14 protein-coding genes are annotated in these 14,692 nt (G+C 73.2%); 9 read left to right on the plus strand and 5 right to left on the minus strand.

What is annotated here, in order from left to right:
• Window positions 1-18 precede the first annotated feature (18 nt).
• The 3 genes from AC6CH9_RS10990 to AC6CH9_RS11000 are packed head-to-tail and all read right to left on the minus strand — an operon-like array spanning window position 19 to window position 2,596.
• A complete protein-coding gene (locus AC6CH9_RS10990; RefSeq protein WP_498154904.1) occupies window positions 19-783 on the minus strand; it encodes a hypothetical protein in 765 nt (254 codons plus the stop codon).
• The gene (locus AC6CH9_RS10995; protein ID WP_498154905.1) at window positions 780-1,595 is read right to left on the minus strand and encodes a hypothetical protein; all 816 of its coding nucleotides are present in this window, start codon (window positions 1,593-1,595) and stop codon (window positions 780-782) included. Before AC6CH9_RS10995 ends, AC6CH9_RS10990 begins: the two co-directional genes overlap by 4 nt.
• Window positions 1,592-2,596 (minus strand): WXG100 family type VII secretion target, encoded by a 1,005-nt coding sequence (locus AC6CH9_RS11000; protein WP_498154906.1) that lies wholly within the window; start codon window positions 2,594-2,596, stop codon window positions 1,592-1,594. Before AC6CH9_RS11000 ends, AC6CH9_RS10995 begins: the two co-directional genes overlap by 4 nt.
• Before the next feature lie 191 nt (window positions 2,597-2,787).
• On the opposite strand from AC6CH9_RS11000, the gene AC6CH9_RS11005 reads away from it, so the two are divergent.
• Window positions 2,788-3,636 carry a class I SAM-dependent methyltransferase gene (locus AC6CH9_RS11005; protein WP_498154907.1) on the plus strand — a complete coding sequence of 283 codons (849 nt, stop codon included), beginning with the start codon at window positions 2,788-2,790 and terminating at the stop codon, window positions 3,634-3,636.
• Window positions 3,637-3,706: 70 nt separating this feature from the next.
• Here the strand turns inward: AC6CH9_RS11005 and AC6CH9_RS11010 are convergent, their stop codons facing one another.
• Window positions 3,707-4,771, minus strand: coding sequence for a LacI family DNA-binding transcriptional regulator (locus AC6CH9_RS11010; protein ID WP_498154908.1), 1,065 nt, complete (start codon window positions 4,769-4,771; stop codon window positions 3,707-3,709).
• A 217-nt stretch (window positions 4,772-4,988) separates the two neighbouring features.
• On the opposite strand from AC6CH9_RS11010, the gene AC6CH9_RS11015 reads away from it, so the two are divergent.
• The 8 genes from AC6CH9_RS11015 to AC6CH9_RS11050 are packed head-to-tail and all read left to right on the plus strand — an operon-like array spanning window position 4,989 to window position 13,375.
• Entirely contained in the window at window positions 4,989-6,227 is a 1,239-nt protein-coding gene (locus AC6CH9_RS11015; RefSeq protein WP_498154909.1) for an amino acid ABC transporter substrate-binding protein, read from the plus strand.
• Between the two features lie 7 nt (window positions 6,228-6,234).
• Entirely contained in the window at window positions 6,235-7,119 is an 885-nt protein-coding gene (locus AC6CH9_RS11020) for a branched-chain amino acid ABC transporter permease (RefSeq protein ID WP_024841626.1), read from the plus strand.
• Window positions 7,103-8,338: a branched-chain amino acid ABC transporter permease gene (locus AC6CH9_RS11025; RefSeq protein ID WP_498154910.1), complete on the plus strand. Its 1,236-nt coding sequence runs from the start codon at window positions 7,103-7,105 to the stop codon at window positions 8,336-8,338. Before AC6CH9_RS11020 ends, AC6CH9_RS11025 begins: the two co-directional genes overlap by 17 nt.
• Window positions 8,335-9,093, plus strand: coding sequence for an ABC transporter ATP-binding protein (locus AC6CH9_RS11030; protein ID WP_472862814.1), 759 nt, complete (start codon window positions 8,335-8,337; stop codon window positions 9,091-9,093). Before AC6CH9_RS11025 ends, AC6CH9_RS11030 begins: the two co-directional genes overlap by 4 nt.
• Window positions 9,086-9,868 carry an ABC transporter ATP-binding protein gene (locus AC6CH9_RS11035; RefSeq protein ID WP_237841047.1) on the plus strand — a complete coding sequence of 261 codons (783 nt, stop codon included), beginning with the start codon at window positions 9,086-9,088 and terminating at the stop codon, window positions 9,866-9,868. Before AC6CH9_RS11030 ends, AC6CH9_RS11035 begins: the two co-directional genes overlap by 8 nt.
• Window positions 9,869-9,876: 8 nt before the next feature.
• Window positions 9,877-11,085 carry a Gfo/Idh/MocA family protein gene (locus AC6CH9_RS11040; RefSeq protein ID WP_498154911.1) on the plus strand — a complete coding sequence of 403 codons (1,209 nt, stop codon included), beginning with the start codon at window positions 9,877-9,879 and terminating at the stop codon, window positions 11,083-11,085.
• A complete protein-coding gene (locus AC6CH9_RS11045) occupies window positions 11,082-12,338 on the plus strand; it encodes a dihydrodipicolinate synthase family protein (protein ID WP_498154912.1) in 1,257 nt (418 codons plus the stop codon). Before AC6CH9_RS11040 ends, AC6CH9_RS11045 begins: the two co-directional genes overlap by 4 nt.
• Window positions 12,335-13,375: a sugar phosphate isomerase/epimerase family protein gene (locus tag AC6CH9_RS11050; RefSeq protein WP_498154913.1), complete on the plus strand. Its 1,041-nt coding sequence runs from the start codon at window positions 12,335-12,337 to the stop codon at window positions 13,373-13,375. Before AC6CH9_RS11045 ends, AC6CH9_RS11050 begins: the two co-directional genes overlap by 4 nt.
• A 325-nt stretch (window positions 13,376-13,700) precedes the next feature.
• Here AC6CH9_RS11050 and AC6CH9_RS11055 read toward each other — a convergent pair whose 3' ends face one another.
• Window positions 13,701-14,609 (minus strand): SDR family oxidoreductase, encoded by a 909-nt coding sequence (locus AC6CH9_RS11055; RefSeq protein ID WP_498154914.1) that lies wholly within the window; start codon window positions 14,607-14,609, stop codon window positions 13,701-13,703.
• Between the last annotated feature and the right edge of the window lie 83 nt (window positions 14,610-14,692).

Here is a 14,692-nt window from a genome sequence, read left to right on the forward strand (position 1 = left end):
CGATGGTCCGCGAGACGCTCAGCGCGTCGTCTGCGGGTGCCGCGCCCGGGCGCTGCGCAGCCGCTCCGGGACCGCGAGACGGTCGGCGCCCTCCGGCGAGACCTCCACGGGCTGCGCGGGCAGGGCGAGCGCCTCGACGTGCTCCGCGCCGGGCACCCCGGCTGCGCGCGCGGCGTCGCCCAGCGCGCGGACGACCTGCTCCTGGCGACGCGGGTCGCGCGCCGAGAAGACCCAGAGGTCGACGGCGGTCGCGGTCGCGAGGTCGACGTGCAGCCCCCGCGCGCGCGCCTGCCGGAGCTGGCTCGGCGCGACCCCCACGAAGGTCACGGTACGGCGCGACCAGAGCACGGTGCGCGACGCCGTCGACACGCCGCGGTCGGTGAGCAGCAGACCGAGGGTGCGCGGGCTCGCGACGGCGGCGCGCACGGTCCGGACGTCGAATGCCGCGAAGGGCACCGCGACCGGGCGCAGGAACGGGGCGAACGAGCCGACGAGGATCCCGTGGTCGAGCACGACCAGCTTCTCGGACCCGAGGAACCAGAGGATCACGGCGGCGATCGCCGCGAACGACGGCAGGAGGTAGCCGATCGCGGCGGGCCCCGCGTTCCCCACGAGCGCCGGCCCGACGGAGAACACGAGCACCACGACCACCGTCACCGCCCACGCCGGGGCGTTCGGCGTCGCCGCCGACACGTGCCGGACCGTGCCGAGGCCCGACCGTTCGGCGTGGTACCGCACCTTGCGCGTCGCGCGCGCACCGGTCGCCGGCGTCGGCCCGCTCATCGGCCGAGCAGCTCGAGCGGGAGACGGCGGACCGTGGCCGACCCGACCTCGGAGAGCGTGAGCGACGTCGGCGCGCCGTCGGCCCCGTGCTCGCCGCCCCGGACCGTGTACACGCCGTCGGGGGTCGCGTAGACGCTCACCTGCTCCAGGACGTCGGAGCCGGCGCGCACCGCGCCGATCGTCGTCACGGCCAGCGCCCCGGCCAGCTCCGGGAGGGTGGGCGCCTGGGCCGCGAACTCGTCGGGCGTGAACGTCTGGGAGCGGCCGTCGAGCAGGGCCTGGGAGCGCGGGTCGACGAAGACCGCGAGCCGGCCCGGGAGCTCGGCCAGCGGGTAGACGCTGAACGCGTGGTGGCCGCTCGGGGCGACCTCCTCCTCGAGCACGCGGTCGTCCTCGTGGAGGTAGACGTACACCCAGTGCCGGCCGATCGACGTCGTGCGCTCGACGGACAGGATCGCGTGCGCGGTGCGGCGCAGGACGAGCGGGCCCGTGATCTCCGGGACGGCCTCGATGCCGACGGCCGGCCGGCCGTCCACGGGCTCGGCCGCGCCCGCGTCCTCGCTCGGCACGACCATGCCGCGGGCGAGGAGCGAGCGGAGCGCGACGCGGCCCACGAGCGCGCGGTCCGCGCCCTCCTGCGCGTCGAGCCACGGGACGGCCACGAGCTGGGGGTTCTGGAGCCCGTCGAGGATGACGATCTCCTCGTCGGTGAGCGTGACGACGTGCGTGACCTCGCCCGCGACGGCCCGTTCCAGCGCTCTCTCGGCCGCGGCGATGTCCGACGCGGACCACCGCATGGTCTGCTGGGTCACGAGAAGAGCCCTCCGACGAAGTCACCGGCGGCGGAGAGACCGTCGCCGATCGCGTCCCCGACGTCGGACGCGACGTCCCCGATCGTATCGACCGCGTCGCCCGCGAAGTCCGTCACGGTGTTCCACCCGTCGGCGAGGTACGGGCCGGGGTTGGTGGCGAACCCGGAGATCGCGTCCCAGTTGTCGACGACCAGGTTCCCCAGCGCCCAGGCGCCCGCGACGACGCCCGCGCCGACCACGATCCCGATGCCGACCGGGTTGGTGAGCATGCCCGCCATCATGAGCATCGTCCCCGCGCCGCCCACGACCGACAGGCCGCCCATGACCCGGTCCACGCCGCCCCGGACGCCGTCGTACTCGGTGTTGAACATCTGGTTGAAGCCGCCGATGACGCCGAACAGGCCGCCGACGCCGCCCACGAGCCGGCCCGCCGTCCCGAGCCCGCCCAGGAACCCCATCGCGTCGTCGAGGACCATGCCGCGCGCGAAGACCGACGCGCTCGCGGCGGCGTCGGACAGGTCGGCGAGGCGGCTGGCCTGGAGGAACGCGGTGAGGGACTGGCCGACCTTCCAGGCCTTCAGCCCGTCGAGGACGTACGTCCCCGCCTCCACGAGGGTCTCGCCGACGTCCCAGATCGACCCGGCGAGCGGGGTCCCGCCACCGAGCGGCCCGCCGCCGGGGCCCGTGGGCACGCCCGGGCCGGGCACCCCGGGGGACGGGATCGTGCCGCCCTCGGTGCTCGTCAGGTACTGCTCGTCGGCGTTGCGCAGCACCGCCTGCGACGCCTCGGCGAGCGTCTGGCTCACCCCGCGCAGGAGCGCCACCGAGGATCCGGTCCACTCGCCCCGGAACTGGTCGGCGTCGCCGCCCTGCCACCGGCCGGCGGCCTCCACGAGGCCGCTGACCTCGGACGTCGTGCTCACGAGCTGGTCGGAGGCGGAGCGCAGCGACTGCGCGAGCCTCCTCAGCTCGGTGACGTCGGCGCCCCACATCCCGCTCACGTCGTCCTCGTCCCCTCGTCGGTCGATCCGTGTCCCCGCCGCGCCCCGCGCATCACGGAACGCACGAAACGGGCATCGGGGAGGCTACCGTGCACGGCCGCCCGGCGGCGATGGGGAGGACTCCCCGTCGGTGCGCGACGGGCCCGGCGCGCATGTTCGGCGTCGGCGCCGGAGCGGGTGACAATCGAGGCATGCCTGCCGCGGTCCCCGACACCCCCGCCACCTCCGACCGGGCGACCGACGTGCCCGTCCCCGCCCGGGACGCCTCGTTCGAGGAGCACGTCGCCTGGGCCCGTGCGGTGCCTGTGGTCGGGTTCGACCTCTCGCCCGTGGCGGAGCGCGTGGTCGAGGACCCGCTGCCGTGGGACTACGCCGCGCTCGCGCGCGAGCTGGTCGGCAGCGGCCGCGGGCCGGTGCTCGACCTGGGGACCGGCGGCGGCGAGCTGCTGTCCACGCTCGGGCCGCTGCCCGCCGGGTCGGCGGCGACGGAGGGCTGGGCGCCGAACCTGCCCGTGGCACGGCGCCGGCTCGAGCCCCTGGGCGTCGACGTCCGGTCCGTGGAGGGCGACGACGAGCAGCTCCTGCCGTTCTTCGACGGCCAGTTCGCGGTCGTGCTGGACCGGCACGAGGAGTTCGATCCCGACGAGGTGCTGCGTGTGCTCGAGCCGGGCGGGGTGTTCCTCACCCAGCAGGTCGACACCCGCGACGGCCTGCGTCTCAACACCGCGCTCGGCACGGAGCTCCCGTGGGACCCGGACTCGGTGACGCTCGAGGCCGCGGTCGAGGTCCTGCGCGAGGCGGGTTTCGTCGTCGACGTCGCGCGCGAGCACGAGGGACTGCGCCGCTTCCGCGACCTGTCGTCCGTGCTCTGGTACCTCAAGCTCATCGCGTGGCAGGTGCCCGACCTCGCGTCGCTCTCCCCCGACGCGGTCGCGCGGTACGAGGCGCCGCTCCGTGCCCTGCACCTGCACCTCGCCGCGGGCCACGAGTTCGTGGACGAGGCCCCGCGGTTCCTCGTCGTGGCCCGCAAGCCGTTCTGAGATGCCCCCACCCGCCCCACCGCTGTGGGCATGAACTGGGCCCGGTTCTGCGGCGAGAACCGGGCCCAATTCATGCCCACAGCGGGCCGGGGCGGGGTGGGGCCGTCGAGTCGCGGACCACGAGCTCGTGGTCGGTGCGCTTGCGGCGGGGGCGGCCCGACGGCGGCCGGAGCGCCAGCTCGAACGCCGTCGCTCCCATCTCGCTCATCGGGAGGCGCACCGTGGTCAGCGCGGGCGCGAGGTCCTGGGCGACCTGGATGTCGTCGAACCCCGTGACGGACATGTCGCGCGGCACGACGACGCCGCGCTCGCGCAGCAGTGACAGCACGCCCGTGGCCATGGCGTCGTTGAGCGCGAGGATCGCCGTGGTGTCCGGGCGCTGGGCGAGGATGCGCTGCGTGGCGTCGCGCCCGCCCTCGCGCGTGAACGGCGCGTGCACGACGAACAGCTCGTCCGGGTCGAGGCCGTGGGCCGCGACCGCGCTCCGGATGCCGGCCATGCGGTCCGCGACGGTCGTGAGCCGCTCGGGCCCGGCGGCGACGGCCAGGCGCCGGTGGCCCAGACCGAGGACGTGGTCCGTGAGGCTCGCGGCCGCCGCCTCGCTGTCCGGGAGCACCGCGTCGCTGTGCAGGTGGTGCCGCCCGATGACGACGACCCGCCCCCCGGCCTCCTGGAACGCCTCGAGCTCGCGCGCGGCGTCGGCCTCCATCGCAGGCTCGACGTACCCGGACCCGGCGACGAGGATCGCGCCCACGCGGTGCGCGCGCATGAGCCGGATCTGCGTGACCTCGGCGCTGGGCTCGCGCTCGGTGTGGCTGATCTGCACGCTCCAGCCGTGCTCGGTGGCGACCCGCACGACGCCGCTCGCGATCTCGGAGAAGTACGGGTCGCCGATCTCGTAGACGAGCAGGCCCGCGACCGACGTCGTGCCCCCGGCGAGCGTGCGCGCGTGCGGGTTGGCGATGTAGCCCATCTCCGTCGCGACCTCGCGGACGTGCTCCGCGAGCACCTCCGAGACGCCGTCGCTGCCCGACAGCGCGCGCGACGCCGTCGCGAGCGAGACGCCCGCCCGCTCGGCGACGTCGACCAGCCGCAGCGCGCTGCGACCCTTCGTGGTCCGACTCTCTCGACGCACCCCTGCTCCGCTCGTCCGTGCGTCGCCCGGTCGGCGGCCCGAGGGCCCTCCCCGACGTGACGCTTGCCACATCCGCTGTCCGCACCGTACTCTAGCGGAAGCGCTTACGAAAGCGCTTTCGCAAACAAGCAGTCTCGTACGGAGCAGTACGGCCTCAGGTCTTCACTACGACGAAGTAGGGAGAGTCACGTCCATGCATTCTCGGTCGACTCCACGGATGTCCACCCGCCCCCGTTCACGCCGCGCGCTCGCCCTCGCGGCCGGCGTGTCCGCGACCGCGCTCGTCCTCACGGCGTGCTCCGGAGGGTCCGACGGCGAGGGCGGGGGCGGCGGGTCCGACGACCCGATCGTCATCGGCATCTCCCTCCCGCTCACCGGCGACTTCTCCGAGCCCGGCAAGGGCGTCCAGCGCGGCTACGAGGCCTGGGCGCAGTTCGTCAACGAGGACGGGGGCCTCCTCGGGCGACAGGTCGAGCTCAAGATCCTCGACGACCAGTCCAACGCGGACCGCGTGGTCCAGGACTACGAGGCGCTCATCGCGCAGGACGAGGTCGACCTCGTGTTCGGGCCGTTCTCCACGCGCCTCGTCGTGCCCAGCGCCCGCGTCGCCGAGGAGTACGGGATGCTCTTCGTCGAGCCGGCCGGCGCCGCGAACGAGGTGTTCGAGCAGGGCTTCGAGAACCTCTTCTACGCGGCCCCCGCCGTCGCCGACGACCACTACAACTACCTCGCCGACCACATCCTCGACATGCCCGAGGGCGAGCGTCCCCAGACGGTCGCGGTGGCCTCGATGGACGACCCCTTCGCCCAGGGCACTGCCTACGGCCTGCGCGACAAGCTCGCCGACGCCGGTCTCGAGATCGTCGTCGACGAGGTGTACCCGCCCAACACGACCGACTTCTCCTCGATCGCCGCGAAGATCAACGACTCGGGCGCGGACATGGTCATCGGCGGCACGCAGTACCAGGACGCGGTGAACCTCATCGTCGCCCTCCAGCAGCTCAACTACCAGCCGCAGCTCGCGGCGTTCTCCACGGCGCCGACCAACCCCGAGTTCTCCGCGGCGATCGGCTCGAAGACCGAGGGCATCCTCTCGCCCACGGGCTACACCGAGACCGCGAGCTGGCCGTCCAACGTCGACTTCGTCGAGCGGTACACGGAGCTGCACGGCAACCCGCCCGGCGAGGACGAGGCCAACGCGTACACGACCGGCCAGGTCGTCGCCGCCGCGGTCGAGGCCGTCGGGTGCGCCGAGCAGGGCGAGTGCCAGCAGGAGCTCATCTCGTGGCTGCGCAGCAACGAGGTCGAGACCGTCGTCGGGCCGCTGACCTGGGACGAGACGGGCAAGCCGCAGGGCGCCCACCTCATCCAGCAGTACGTGGACGGCGAGATCCAGATCGTCCTGCCGCAGGACGCCAAGGAAGCCGACTTCGTCTTCCCCAAGCCGGCCTGGTGATCGCCTCGTGACAGGAACGCTCCTCTTCCAGAGCCTCGTGCTCGGCGTGCTGCTGGGAGGGCTCTACGCCCTCCTGGCAGCGGGCCTCACCCTGTACTTCGGCGTGATGCGCGTCGTGATGATCGCCCACTCGGCGTTCCTCATCCTCGCCGCGTACCTCGCCTGGTTCTTCAACCAGCAGACCGGCATGGACCCGCTGCTGTCGCTCGTCATCACGGTGCCGCTGTTCTTCCTCGTCGGCGTGGGCATGCAGCGCCTGCTCATCACGCGCCTGCGGCCCGCGACGCTCACGATGATGTCCGTCCTCCTCACGTTCGCCGTCGCGCTCTTCATCGAGGGCATGATCGGCTTCGTCTGGAGCGGCACGCAGCGGCGCATCCAGCTCCCGTACTCGGGCGCGAGCATCGAGTTCTTCGGGGCGCGGATCGCCGTCGTGAAGCTCGTCGCCTTCGGGCTCGCGGCGCTCTCGCTCGCGCTGCTGTACCTGCTCATGAAGCACAGCCGGTTCGGCCAGGCGCTGCGCGCGACGATCCAGCACCGCGAGGCCGCGCAGCTCGTCGGCATCAAGACCGACCGCGTCGCGGGCTACGGCTTCGGCCTCGGCCTCGCGACCGCCGCGATCGGCGGGACCGCGCTGTCGCTCGACGCGACGATCTACCCGTCGCTGCACTGGCACTGGATCGGCCCGCTCATGGCGATCATCGTCGTCGGCGGCCTGGGGTCGATCCCGGGCGCCGCGATCGCCGCCATGGTGCTCGGGATCGGCCAGAGCCTGCTCCAGGTGCCGCTCGGCACCACGTGGGCGCAGACCATCTTCTACGTCGCCCTCTTCGCGACGCTGATGCTGCGACCCCAGGGATTCTTCGGAGGTCGCCTTGCCCAACGCTTCTGACACCCGTCCCGCGAGCCGCCGCGCGGCCGCCCGCGCGGTGCCCGACGGCGCAGGCACGGCCTCGGCCGTCGTCGCACCCACCGCACGCCGCCCCTGGGGGCGCGTCGTCCGCCTCGCCGCGCTCGTCGTCCTCGCCGTGCTCGTCCTGGCCTTCCCGACGATGGCACCCAACGCGTACATCCTGTCGGCCGGCATCGTCGTCCTCAGCTACGCGTGCACCGCGACCGCCTGGAACTTCATGGGCGGCTTCACGGGGTACGTCTCGCTCGGCCACGCCGCGTTCTTCGGGCTCGGCGCCTACGGCACCGGCCTGCTGATCCGCGACCTCGGTCTCCCGAGCTTCGTCGCGTGGCTCGTCGCGGGCGCGCTCGTCCTGCTCGTCACCATCCCCGTCGGGATCGCGGCGCTGCGCGTGCGCGGCGCGTCGTTCGTCATCGTGTCGATCTCGTTCGTCCTCATCCTGCTGCTCGTCTTCCAGGCGTGGGGGTCCTTCACGGGCGGGTCCGACGGCCTCGTCGTCCCGCGCCCGTTCCCTGACCTGCTGCGGCCCGAGCACCACCGCACGTTCTTCTACCTGTTCGCCGCGCTGCTCGTCGTCATGCTCGTCGCGTGGTGGGCGATCGACCGCTCGCGCTTCGGCACCGGGCTCAAGGCGATCCGCGAGGACGAGGACAAGGCCCAGGCGCTCGGCGTCCCGACGCGCAACTACAAGCTCGTCGCCTACGTCGTCTCCGCGACGTTCACGGGACTCGCGGGCGGCATGTACGCCCTGTGGTTCGGCGACCTCGACCCGATCTTCCAGTTCTCCATCATGCTCGGCTCCTACATGGTGCTCATGGCCCTGTTCGGGGGTGTCCGGCACCTGTTCGGCCCGCTCCTCGGCGCTGTCGTCGTCGGCACGGGCCTGGAGTACTTCAAGCTCGAGTTCGGCGACACCCAGTTCCACCTCGTCGCCACGGCCCTGCTCCTCGGCGTCGTCGTCCTCTTCATGCCGGACGGGATCATCCCCGCGGCCCAGGCCCTCTTCAAGCGCTTCGGCCCGCAGGACTCCTCGATCCGCGAGATGACCGCGGCCGAGCTGCTCGAGCGCAACCGCGCCGCGGCCGCCGAGCCGACCGGTGAACCGCCTGCCGAGCCGCCCGCCGCCGTCGCGCAGCAGGGACAGCACGCGGCAGGCGAGCCGACCGCGGAGGGCACGGGAGAGGAGAAGGACCGATGAGCACGACGACCGCACCCCCGACGACCCGCAACCTCGAGACCGTCGGCCTCACCAAGTCGTTCGGCGGCGTCCACGCCGTCCGCGACGCGACGGTCACGTTCCAGCACGGCAAGATCAACGCGCTCATCGGCCCGAACGGGTCCGGCAAGACGACGTTCTTCAACTGCGTGACGGGCATGATCAAGCCGGACTCCGGCACGGTCACCTTCCGCGGCGAGGACATCACGCGGCGCGCGCCGCACAAGATCGCGCGCGCCGGGATCGGGCGCAGCTTCCAGCTCTGCCGTGTGTTCCCGCGCATGACCGTCCTCGAGAACATGCTCGTGGCGGTCCGGCGCACGAAGGTGCGCGAGCTGCTCGCCGGGGCGCGCAACCCCGAGGAGATCGACAAGGCGCGCGCGCTGCTCGTGCGCGTCGGCATCGACCACCTGGAGAACGTCGAGGCGCGCAACCTGTCCTACGGGCAGCAGAAGCTGCTCGAGCTCGCGGGCGTCCTCATGGGCGACCCCGACACGATCATGCTCGACGAGCCGGCCGGCGGCGTGAACCCGGCGCTCATCGGCCGCATCGGGACGCTCGTGCAGGAGCTCAACGCCGAGGGCAAGACGTTCCTCGTCGTCGAGCACAACATGGACATGGTCATGAGCCTGTCCCACCACGTCATCGTGTTCGACCGGGGCCGGCCGATCGCCGAGGGCACCCCCGCCGTCGTGCAAGCCGACCCGCGAGTGCTGGAGGCCTACCTTGGTGTCTGACCCGACCCCCGGGACGGGGGCGAAGCAGGAGTACCTCCTCGAGCTGGACGACATCCAGGCCGGGTACGGCCGCGCGGCGATGGTGCTGCGCGGGCTGACGATCAAGGTCCCGGCGGCCACGGTCGTGTGCCTCGTCGGGCCGAACGGCGCGGGCAAGTCGACGGTGCTCAAGGTCGCGAGCGGGCTGCTCAAGCCGCGCTCGGGCCGCATCCTCGTCGGCGGGCGCGACGTCACGGGCCAGGGGCCGCAGGAGATGCTCACGTCCGGACTGGCGCACGTGCTCCAGGGCCACAGCGTGTTCCGCGAGATGACGGTCGCGGAGAACGTGCTCCTCGGCGCGTACACCCTGCGCGACAAGCAGAAGATCGCGGAGCGCGTGGCGTTCGTGCAGAACCTCTTCCCCATCGTGGGCGAGCGGTGGAAGCAGCTCGCGGGCCTGCTCTCGGGCGGGCAGCAGAAGCAGGTCGAGTTCGCGCGCTCGCTCATGGTGAGCCCGGAGGTCGTGCTGCTCGACGAGCCGTCCATGGGCCTCGACCCCAAGACGACGTCGACGGTGTTCGAGCAGGTCGTGCGCATGCGCGACGCCGGCGTCGCGGTGCTGCTCGTCGAGCAGAACGCGCGCCGCGCGCTCGAGACGGCGGACATCGGGTGCGTGCTCGACCTCGGCCGCGTCCACATCACCGGACCCGCGCCCGAGCTCCTCGCCGACCCCCAGCTCTCCGAGCTCTACCTCGGCGGCCGGCCCGCCGAGCGCTCGCTCTCGCAGAACGGATGACCGCCCGCATGACCAGCCAGACCACGGACGCCGCAGGGGGCGACCGACCGATCACCCGCACCGTGCGCATCGTCATGAACGGCGTGACGGGTCGCATGGGGTACCGCCAGCACCTCGTGCGCTCGATCCTCGCGATCCGGGACGACGGCGGCGTCGAGCTCGACGACGGCACGCACCTCCAGGTCGAGCCCGTGCTCGTGGGCCGCAACCGCGCCAAGCTCGCGGAGCTCGCCGCGCGCCACGGCGTCGCCGAGTACACGACCGACCTCGACGCGGCGCTCGCAGACCCGACGGCCACGATCTACTTCGACGCGCAGGTCACGTCGGAGCGCACCAAAGCGATCCTCAAGGCGCTCGCGGCGGGCAAGCACGTGTACACGGAGAAGCCGATCGCGGAGTCCGTGGCCGAGGGCGAGGAGCTCGCCGAGGCGGCGCGCGCGGCCGGGGTGATCCACGGCGTCGTGCACGACAAGCTGTACCTGCCCGGCCTGCTCAAGCTCAAGCGACTGATCGACGGCGGGTTCTTCGGCCGCATCCTGTCCGTCCGCGGCGAGTTCGGGTACTGGGTGTTCGAGGGCGACTGGCAGCCCGCGCAGCGCCCGAGCTGGAACTACCGCGCCGAGGACGGCGGCGGGATGGTCCTCGACATGTTCTGCCACTGGAACTACGTGCTGGAGAACCTGTTCGGGCCGGTCGAGGCGGTCATGGCGAAGGCCGTGACCCACATCCCCGAGCGCTGGGACGAGCACGGCAAGCCCTACGCCGCGACGGCCGACGACGCGGCGTACGGGATCTTCGAGCTCGCCGGGGCGGACGGCCCCATCCTCGCGCAGGTGAACTCCTCGTGGGCGGTGCGCGTGGACCGGGGCGAGCTCGTCGAGTTCCAGGTCGACGGGACGCACGGGTCCGCGGTCGCGGGGCTGTTCGGGTGCCGCATCCAGTCGCGCGCCCGCACGCCCAAGCCCGTGTGGAACCCGGACCTGCCCACAGACCAGGACTTCCGCGCCCAGTGGGAGCAGATCCCGGACAACCAGGAGTTCGTCAACGGGTTCCGCGCGCAGTGGGAGGAGTTCCTGCGCGACGTCCACGGCGGGCGGCCGCACCCCTACGACTTCGACGCCGGCGTGCGCGGCCTGCGCCTCGTGGACGCGGGGTACACGTCGTCGCGCGAAGGGCGGCGGGTCGAGCTGGGCGCGGCGTCCGGGGCGGGGGCGTGAGCGGCGCGCGCGGGGTGCGGATCCCGCTGGCTGACGGCGGTACGCGGCTCGTCGAGCTGCGTGCGCCCCGGGAGTGGGCGGACCACCCCGGCCCGTACGCCTCGCGCGTCGCGTTCGCGGCGGCGCACGTCGTCGCGGACCCGCGGGGCGAGAACGTCCCGGGCGCGCCGGCCGTCGTGGACTGGGACTCGACGCTCGCGTTCCGTCGGCACCTGTTCCGGTACGGGCTGGGCGTCGCCGAGGCGATGGACACCGCGCAGCGGAACATGGGTCTCGACTGGCCCGCGGTCCAGGAGCTCGTGTCGCGCAGCGCGGCTCAGGCCCACGAGCTCGGCGCGCGCATCGCGTCGGGCGCGGGGACCGACCACCGGTCGCCCGAGGACCTGCGGACCGTGGACGACGTGATCGGCGCGTACGCCGAGCAGGTCGAGTTCGTCGAGGGCACGGGGTCGCAGGTCGTCCTCATGGCGTCGCGGCACCTCGCGCGCGTCGCGACGTCGGCCGACGACTACGTGCGCGTGTACGACGCGATCCTGTCCCAGGTGCGCGAGCCGGTCGTGCTGCACTGGCTCGGCGAGGCGTTCGACCCGAACCTGCGCGGGTACTGGGGGTCCGAGGACGTCGACACCGCGACCGCGACGTTCGTCGACCTCGTGCGCGCCCACGCCGCGAAGGTCGACGGGGTCAAGGTGTCCCTGCTCTCGGCGGCGCACGAGGTCGGGCTACGCGCCGTACTTCCCGAGGGCGTCCGGTTGTACACGGGCGACGACTTCCACTACCCCGAGCTCGTCCGGGGCGACGGGGAGCGGCACTCCGACGCGCTGCTCGGCGCGTTCGCGGCCGTGGCGCCTGCCGCCTCGGCCGCGCTGACGGCGCTCGACGACGGTGACCTCTCGCGCTACGACGCCGAGATGGCGCCGACGCTCGCGCTCTCGCGGCACGTGTTCGAGGCGCCGACGTACTACTACAAGACCGGCATCGCGTTCCTCGCGTGGCTGTCAGGCCACCAGCCCGGCTTCACGATGGTGGGCGGCCTGCAGTCGGCCCGGAGCGTCGTGCACCTCGCGCGCGCGTTCGAGCTCGCGAACGAGGCCCGCCTCCTGCCGGACCCGGACCTCGCCGCGCACCGCCTCGGCCTCGTCCTCGCCGCGGCGGGCATCGAGGTCGGCACCGAGGCCGGTCCCGGGACGAGCCCGGCGACGTCCACCACCGTCGTGTCCGTCCCCGCCCGTGCCGACGAGGTGGTCGCATGAGCACCGAGATCTCGGAGTTCCCGTCCTCCGGCCCCCGGTCTTCCGCCGACCAGGTGATCCTGCCCGCCGACCGGGTGGTCTCGGCACGTGCTGGTGGCGGGACGCACCAGGACCACCTGCTCGGCGGGGCGGGTCTCGTGGATGTGCCGAGCGGGGTGGCCGCACGGGTGCCGACCCCGGAGCCCGGCGACCCGCGGCTCGCGCGGCTCTCCTTGAACCAGCGCACGACGGCGCGGTGGTCGCTGCGCGAGGCGATCGACGGGTGCGTGGCCGCGGGGCTCCCGGCGATCGGGCTGTGGCGCGAGCCGGTCGCGGAGGTCGGGCTCGACACCGCCGTGCGGTGGGTGCGCGACGTCGGGCTACGGGTGTCCTCCGTGTGCCGCGGCGGCTTCTTCACCGCGAGCGACCCGGACGCGCGCGCGGCGGCCCACGCGAGCAACCTCGCCGCGATCGCGGAGACGGCCGCGCTCGGAGCGCCGACCCTCGTCCTCGTCCCGGGCGGCCTGCCCGACGGCGACCGCGACCTGATCGGTGCACGGGCGCGCGCGGCGGAGGCGATCGCCGCCCTCGTCCCGGCGGCGCGCGACGCGGGCGTGACGCTCGGCATCGAGCCGATGAACCCGATCTTCGCGGCGGACCGCGGCGTCGTCTCGACGCTCGAGCAGGCCCTCGACCTCGCGGAACCGTTCGCACCCGCGGAGGTGGGCGTCGTCGTCGACACGTACCACCTGTGGTGGGAGCCGAGGGTCCACGAGCAGATCGCGCGAGCCGGCGCGGGGGGCCGCATCGTCAGCTACCAGGTGTGCGACTGGATCACCCCGCTCCCCGCGGACACGCTGCTGGGCCGCGGCATGATGGGCGACGGTCACGTCGACTTCACGGCGTTCACGCGCTCGGTCGCCGCGGCGGGCTACACGGGCGACGTGGAGGTCGAGATCTTCAACGGCGACATCTGGGCCGCCCCCGGCGCGGACGTCGTGGCCACCCTCGCCCGCCGCTACACCGAGCTCGTGGAGCCCCACCTCTCCCTGGGGTGAGTGCCTGGGGGTGGGCAGCAGGAAGCCCGCGGGCTGGAGGGTTCCTCCTGTCGTGCTGGACGAGGGCACGACACCCGCGGGCTCCGGTGGTTGCGTGGTACTCGCTCGCCGTCGGGCGCCTCCCCTCGGGAGACCCCGCCCGGTTCACGGGCTCACCGCATCCGGTCCGTTGCTGGATCGGTTGCGCGACGACTAGCGCGCAACCACCTCACGAGTCCGAAGAATCTTCACTTCCAGGACCACCTCCTTTCGCGTGTACGACGACGGTACGTCCGCGCCCACGGACCGCGCCAGGGGTTTTCGCGCACGGCGTGGAGACGCCGGGTCAGGCGGGACGCAGGTGCGCCCACTCCTCGGGGTAGTCGTCGAGCCATGCGGCGAACGACTGCGCGGGGCGCTCGACGAGCCGGGGGACGGTGTCGCTCACGCGCTCGAGCTCGCCCGCCGCGATCGCCGTGTACGACGACACCCAGCCGTCGACCTCGAACCGCGGCACCCCGTAGCGCTCGCGTGACGCGTACGCCTCGTCGAGCGTCTCGGGGTGGTACGTGATCTCGCGGCCCGTCGCGGCGGACAGGGCCTCCGCGACCTCGCCGAGCGTGAGGGCCTCGGGCCCCGTGACGTCGTAGGTGGCACCGTCGTGGCGGTGCGCGTCGGCGTCGAGCAGGACGACGGTCGCGACGTCCGCGATGTCGTCGTGCGACACGGCCGCGACCCTCCCGTCGCGCGCCGGTCCCCGGATCACGCCGTCGTCGCCGACCATGAGCGCGAGCCCGCGGTGGTAGAGGTTGTCGCGCAGGAACGTGTGGCGCACACCCGTCGCACGGATGTACTCCTCGGTGCGCCAGTGGTCGCGCGCGAACGTGAAGACGGCGTCCGGCGCCGCGCCGACGAACGACACGTAGACGATGTGCCCGACCCCGGCGGCGATGGCGGCGTCGACCGCCGCGCGGTGCTGCGCGACGCGGTCGAGGTCCTCGCGGGCGGACACGAGGAACACGGTGTCGACGTCCGTGAACGCCGCGACCATCCCGCGCGTGTCCGTGTACCCGCCGACGACGGCGACGTCCGACTCCGGGAGCGGGTCGTCGCCGAGGCTGGGCGCGCGTGCGGCGTCGCGCACGACGAGGCGCTGCCTCGCGCCCTCGGCGGCGAGGCGGAACGCGAGCTTCGACCCCAGGAGCCCGCTCGCGCCCGTCACGGCGATCCGCCCCGACCCCGCCCCGATCATCATGTCCTCACGGTAGACGCGGCGCTCGCGGGTCGCCCGGCGACCGACCGCACGTGAGGACCGCGCGCGCCTCGCGCAGAATGGGC

The organism is Cellulosimicrobium sp. GQ32, from assembly GCF_059758455.1.

Excerpts from the sequence above, each read along its gene's own strand:
- AC6CH9_RS10990 (WP_498154904.1), bottom strand. The coding sequence starts at position 783 with ATGAGCGGGCCGACGCCGGCGACCGGTGCGCGCGCGACGCGCAAGGTG.
- AC6CH9_RS11005 (WP_498154907.1), top strand. The coding sequence starts at position 2,788 with ATGCCTGCCGCGGTCCCCGACACCCCCGCCACCTCCGACCGGGCGACC.
- AC6CH9_RS11015 (WP_498154909.1), top strand. The coding sequence starts at position 4,989 with ATGTCCACCCGCCCCCGTTCACGCCGCGCGCTCGCCCTCGCGGCCGGC.
- AC6CH9_RS11030 (WP_472862814.1), top strand. The coding sequence starts at position 8,335 with ATGAGCACGACGACCGCACCCCCGACGACCCGCAACCTCGAGACCGTC.
- AC6CH9_RS11040 (WP_498154911.1), top strand. The coding sequence starts at position 9,877 with ATGACCAGCCAGACCACGGACGCCGCAGGGGGCGACCGACCGATCACC.
- AC6CH9_RS11050 (WP_498154913.1), top strand. The coding sequence starts at position 12,335 with ATGAGCACCGAGATCTCGGAGTTCCCGTCCTCCGGCCCCCGGTCTTCC.
- AC6CH9_RS11055 (WP_498154914.1), bottom strand. The coding sequence starts at position 14,609 with ATGATGATCGGGGCGGGGTCGGGGCGGATCGCCGTGACGGGCGCGAGC.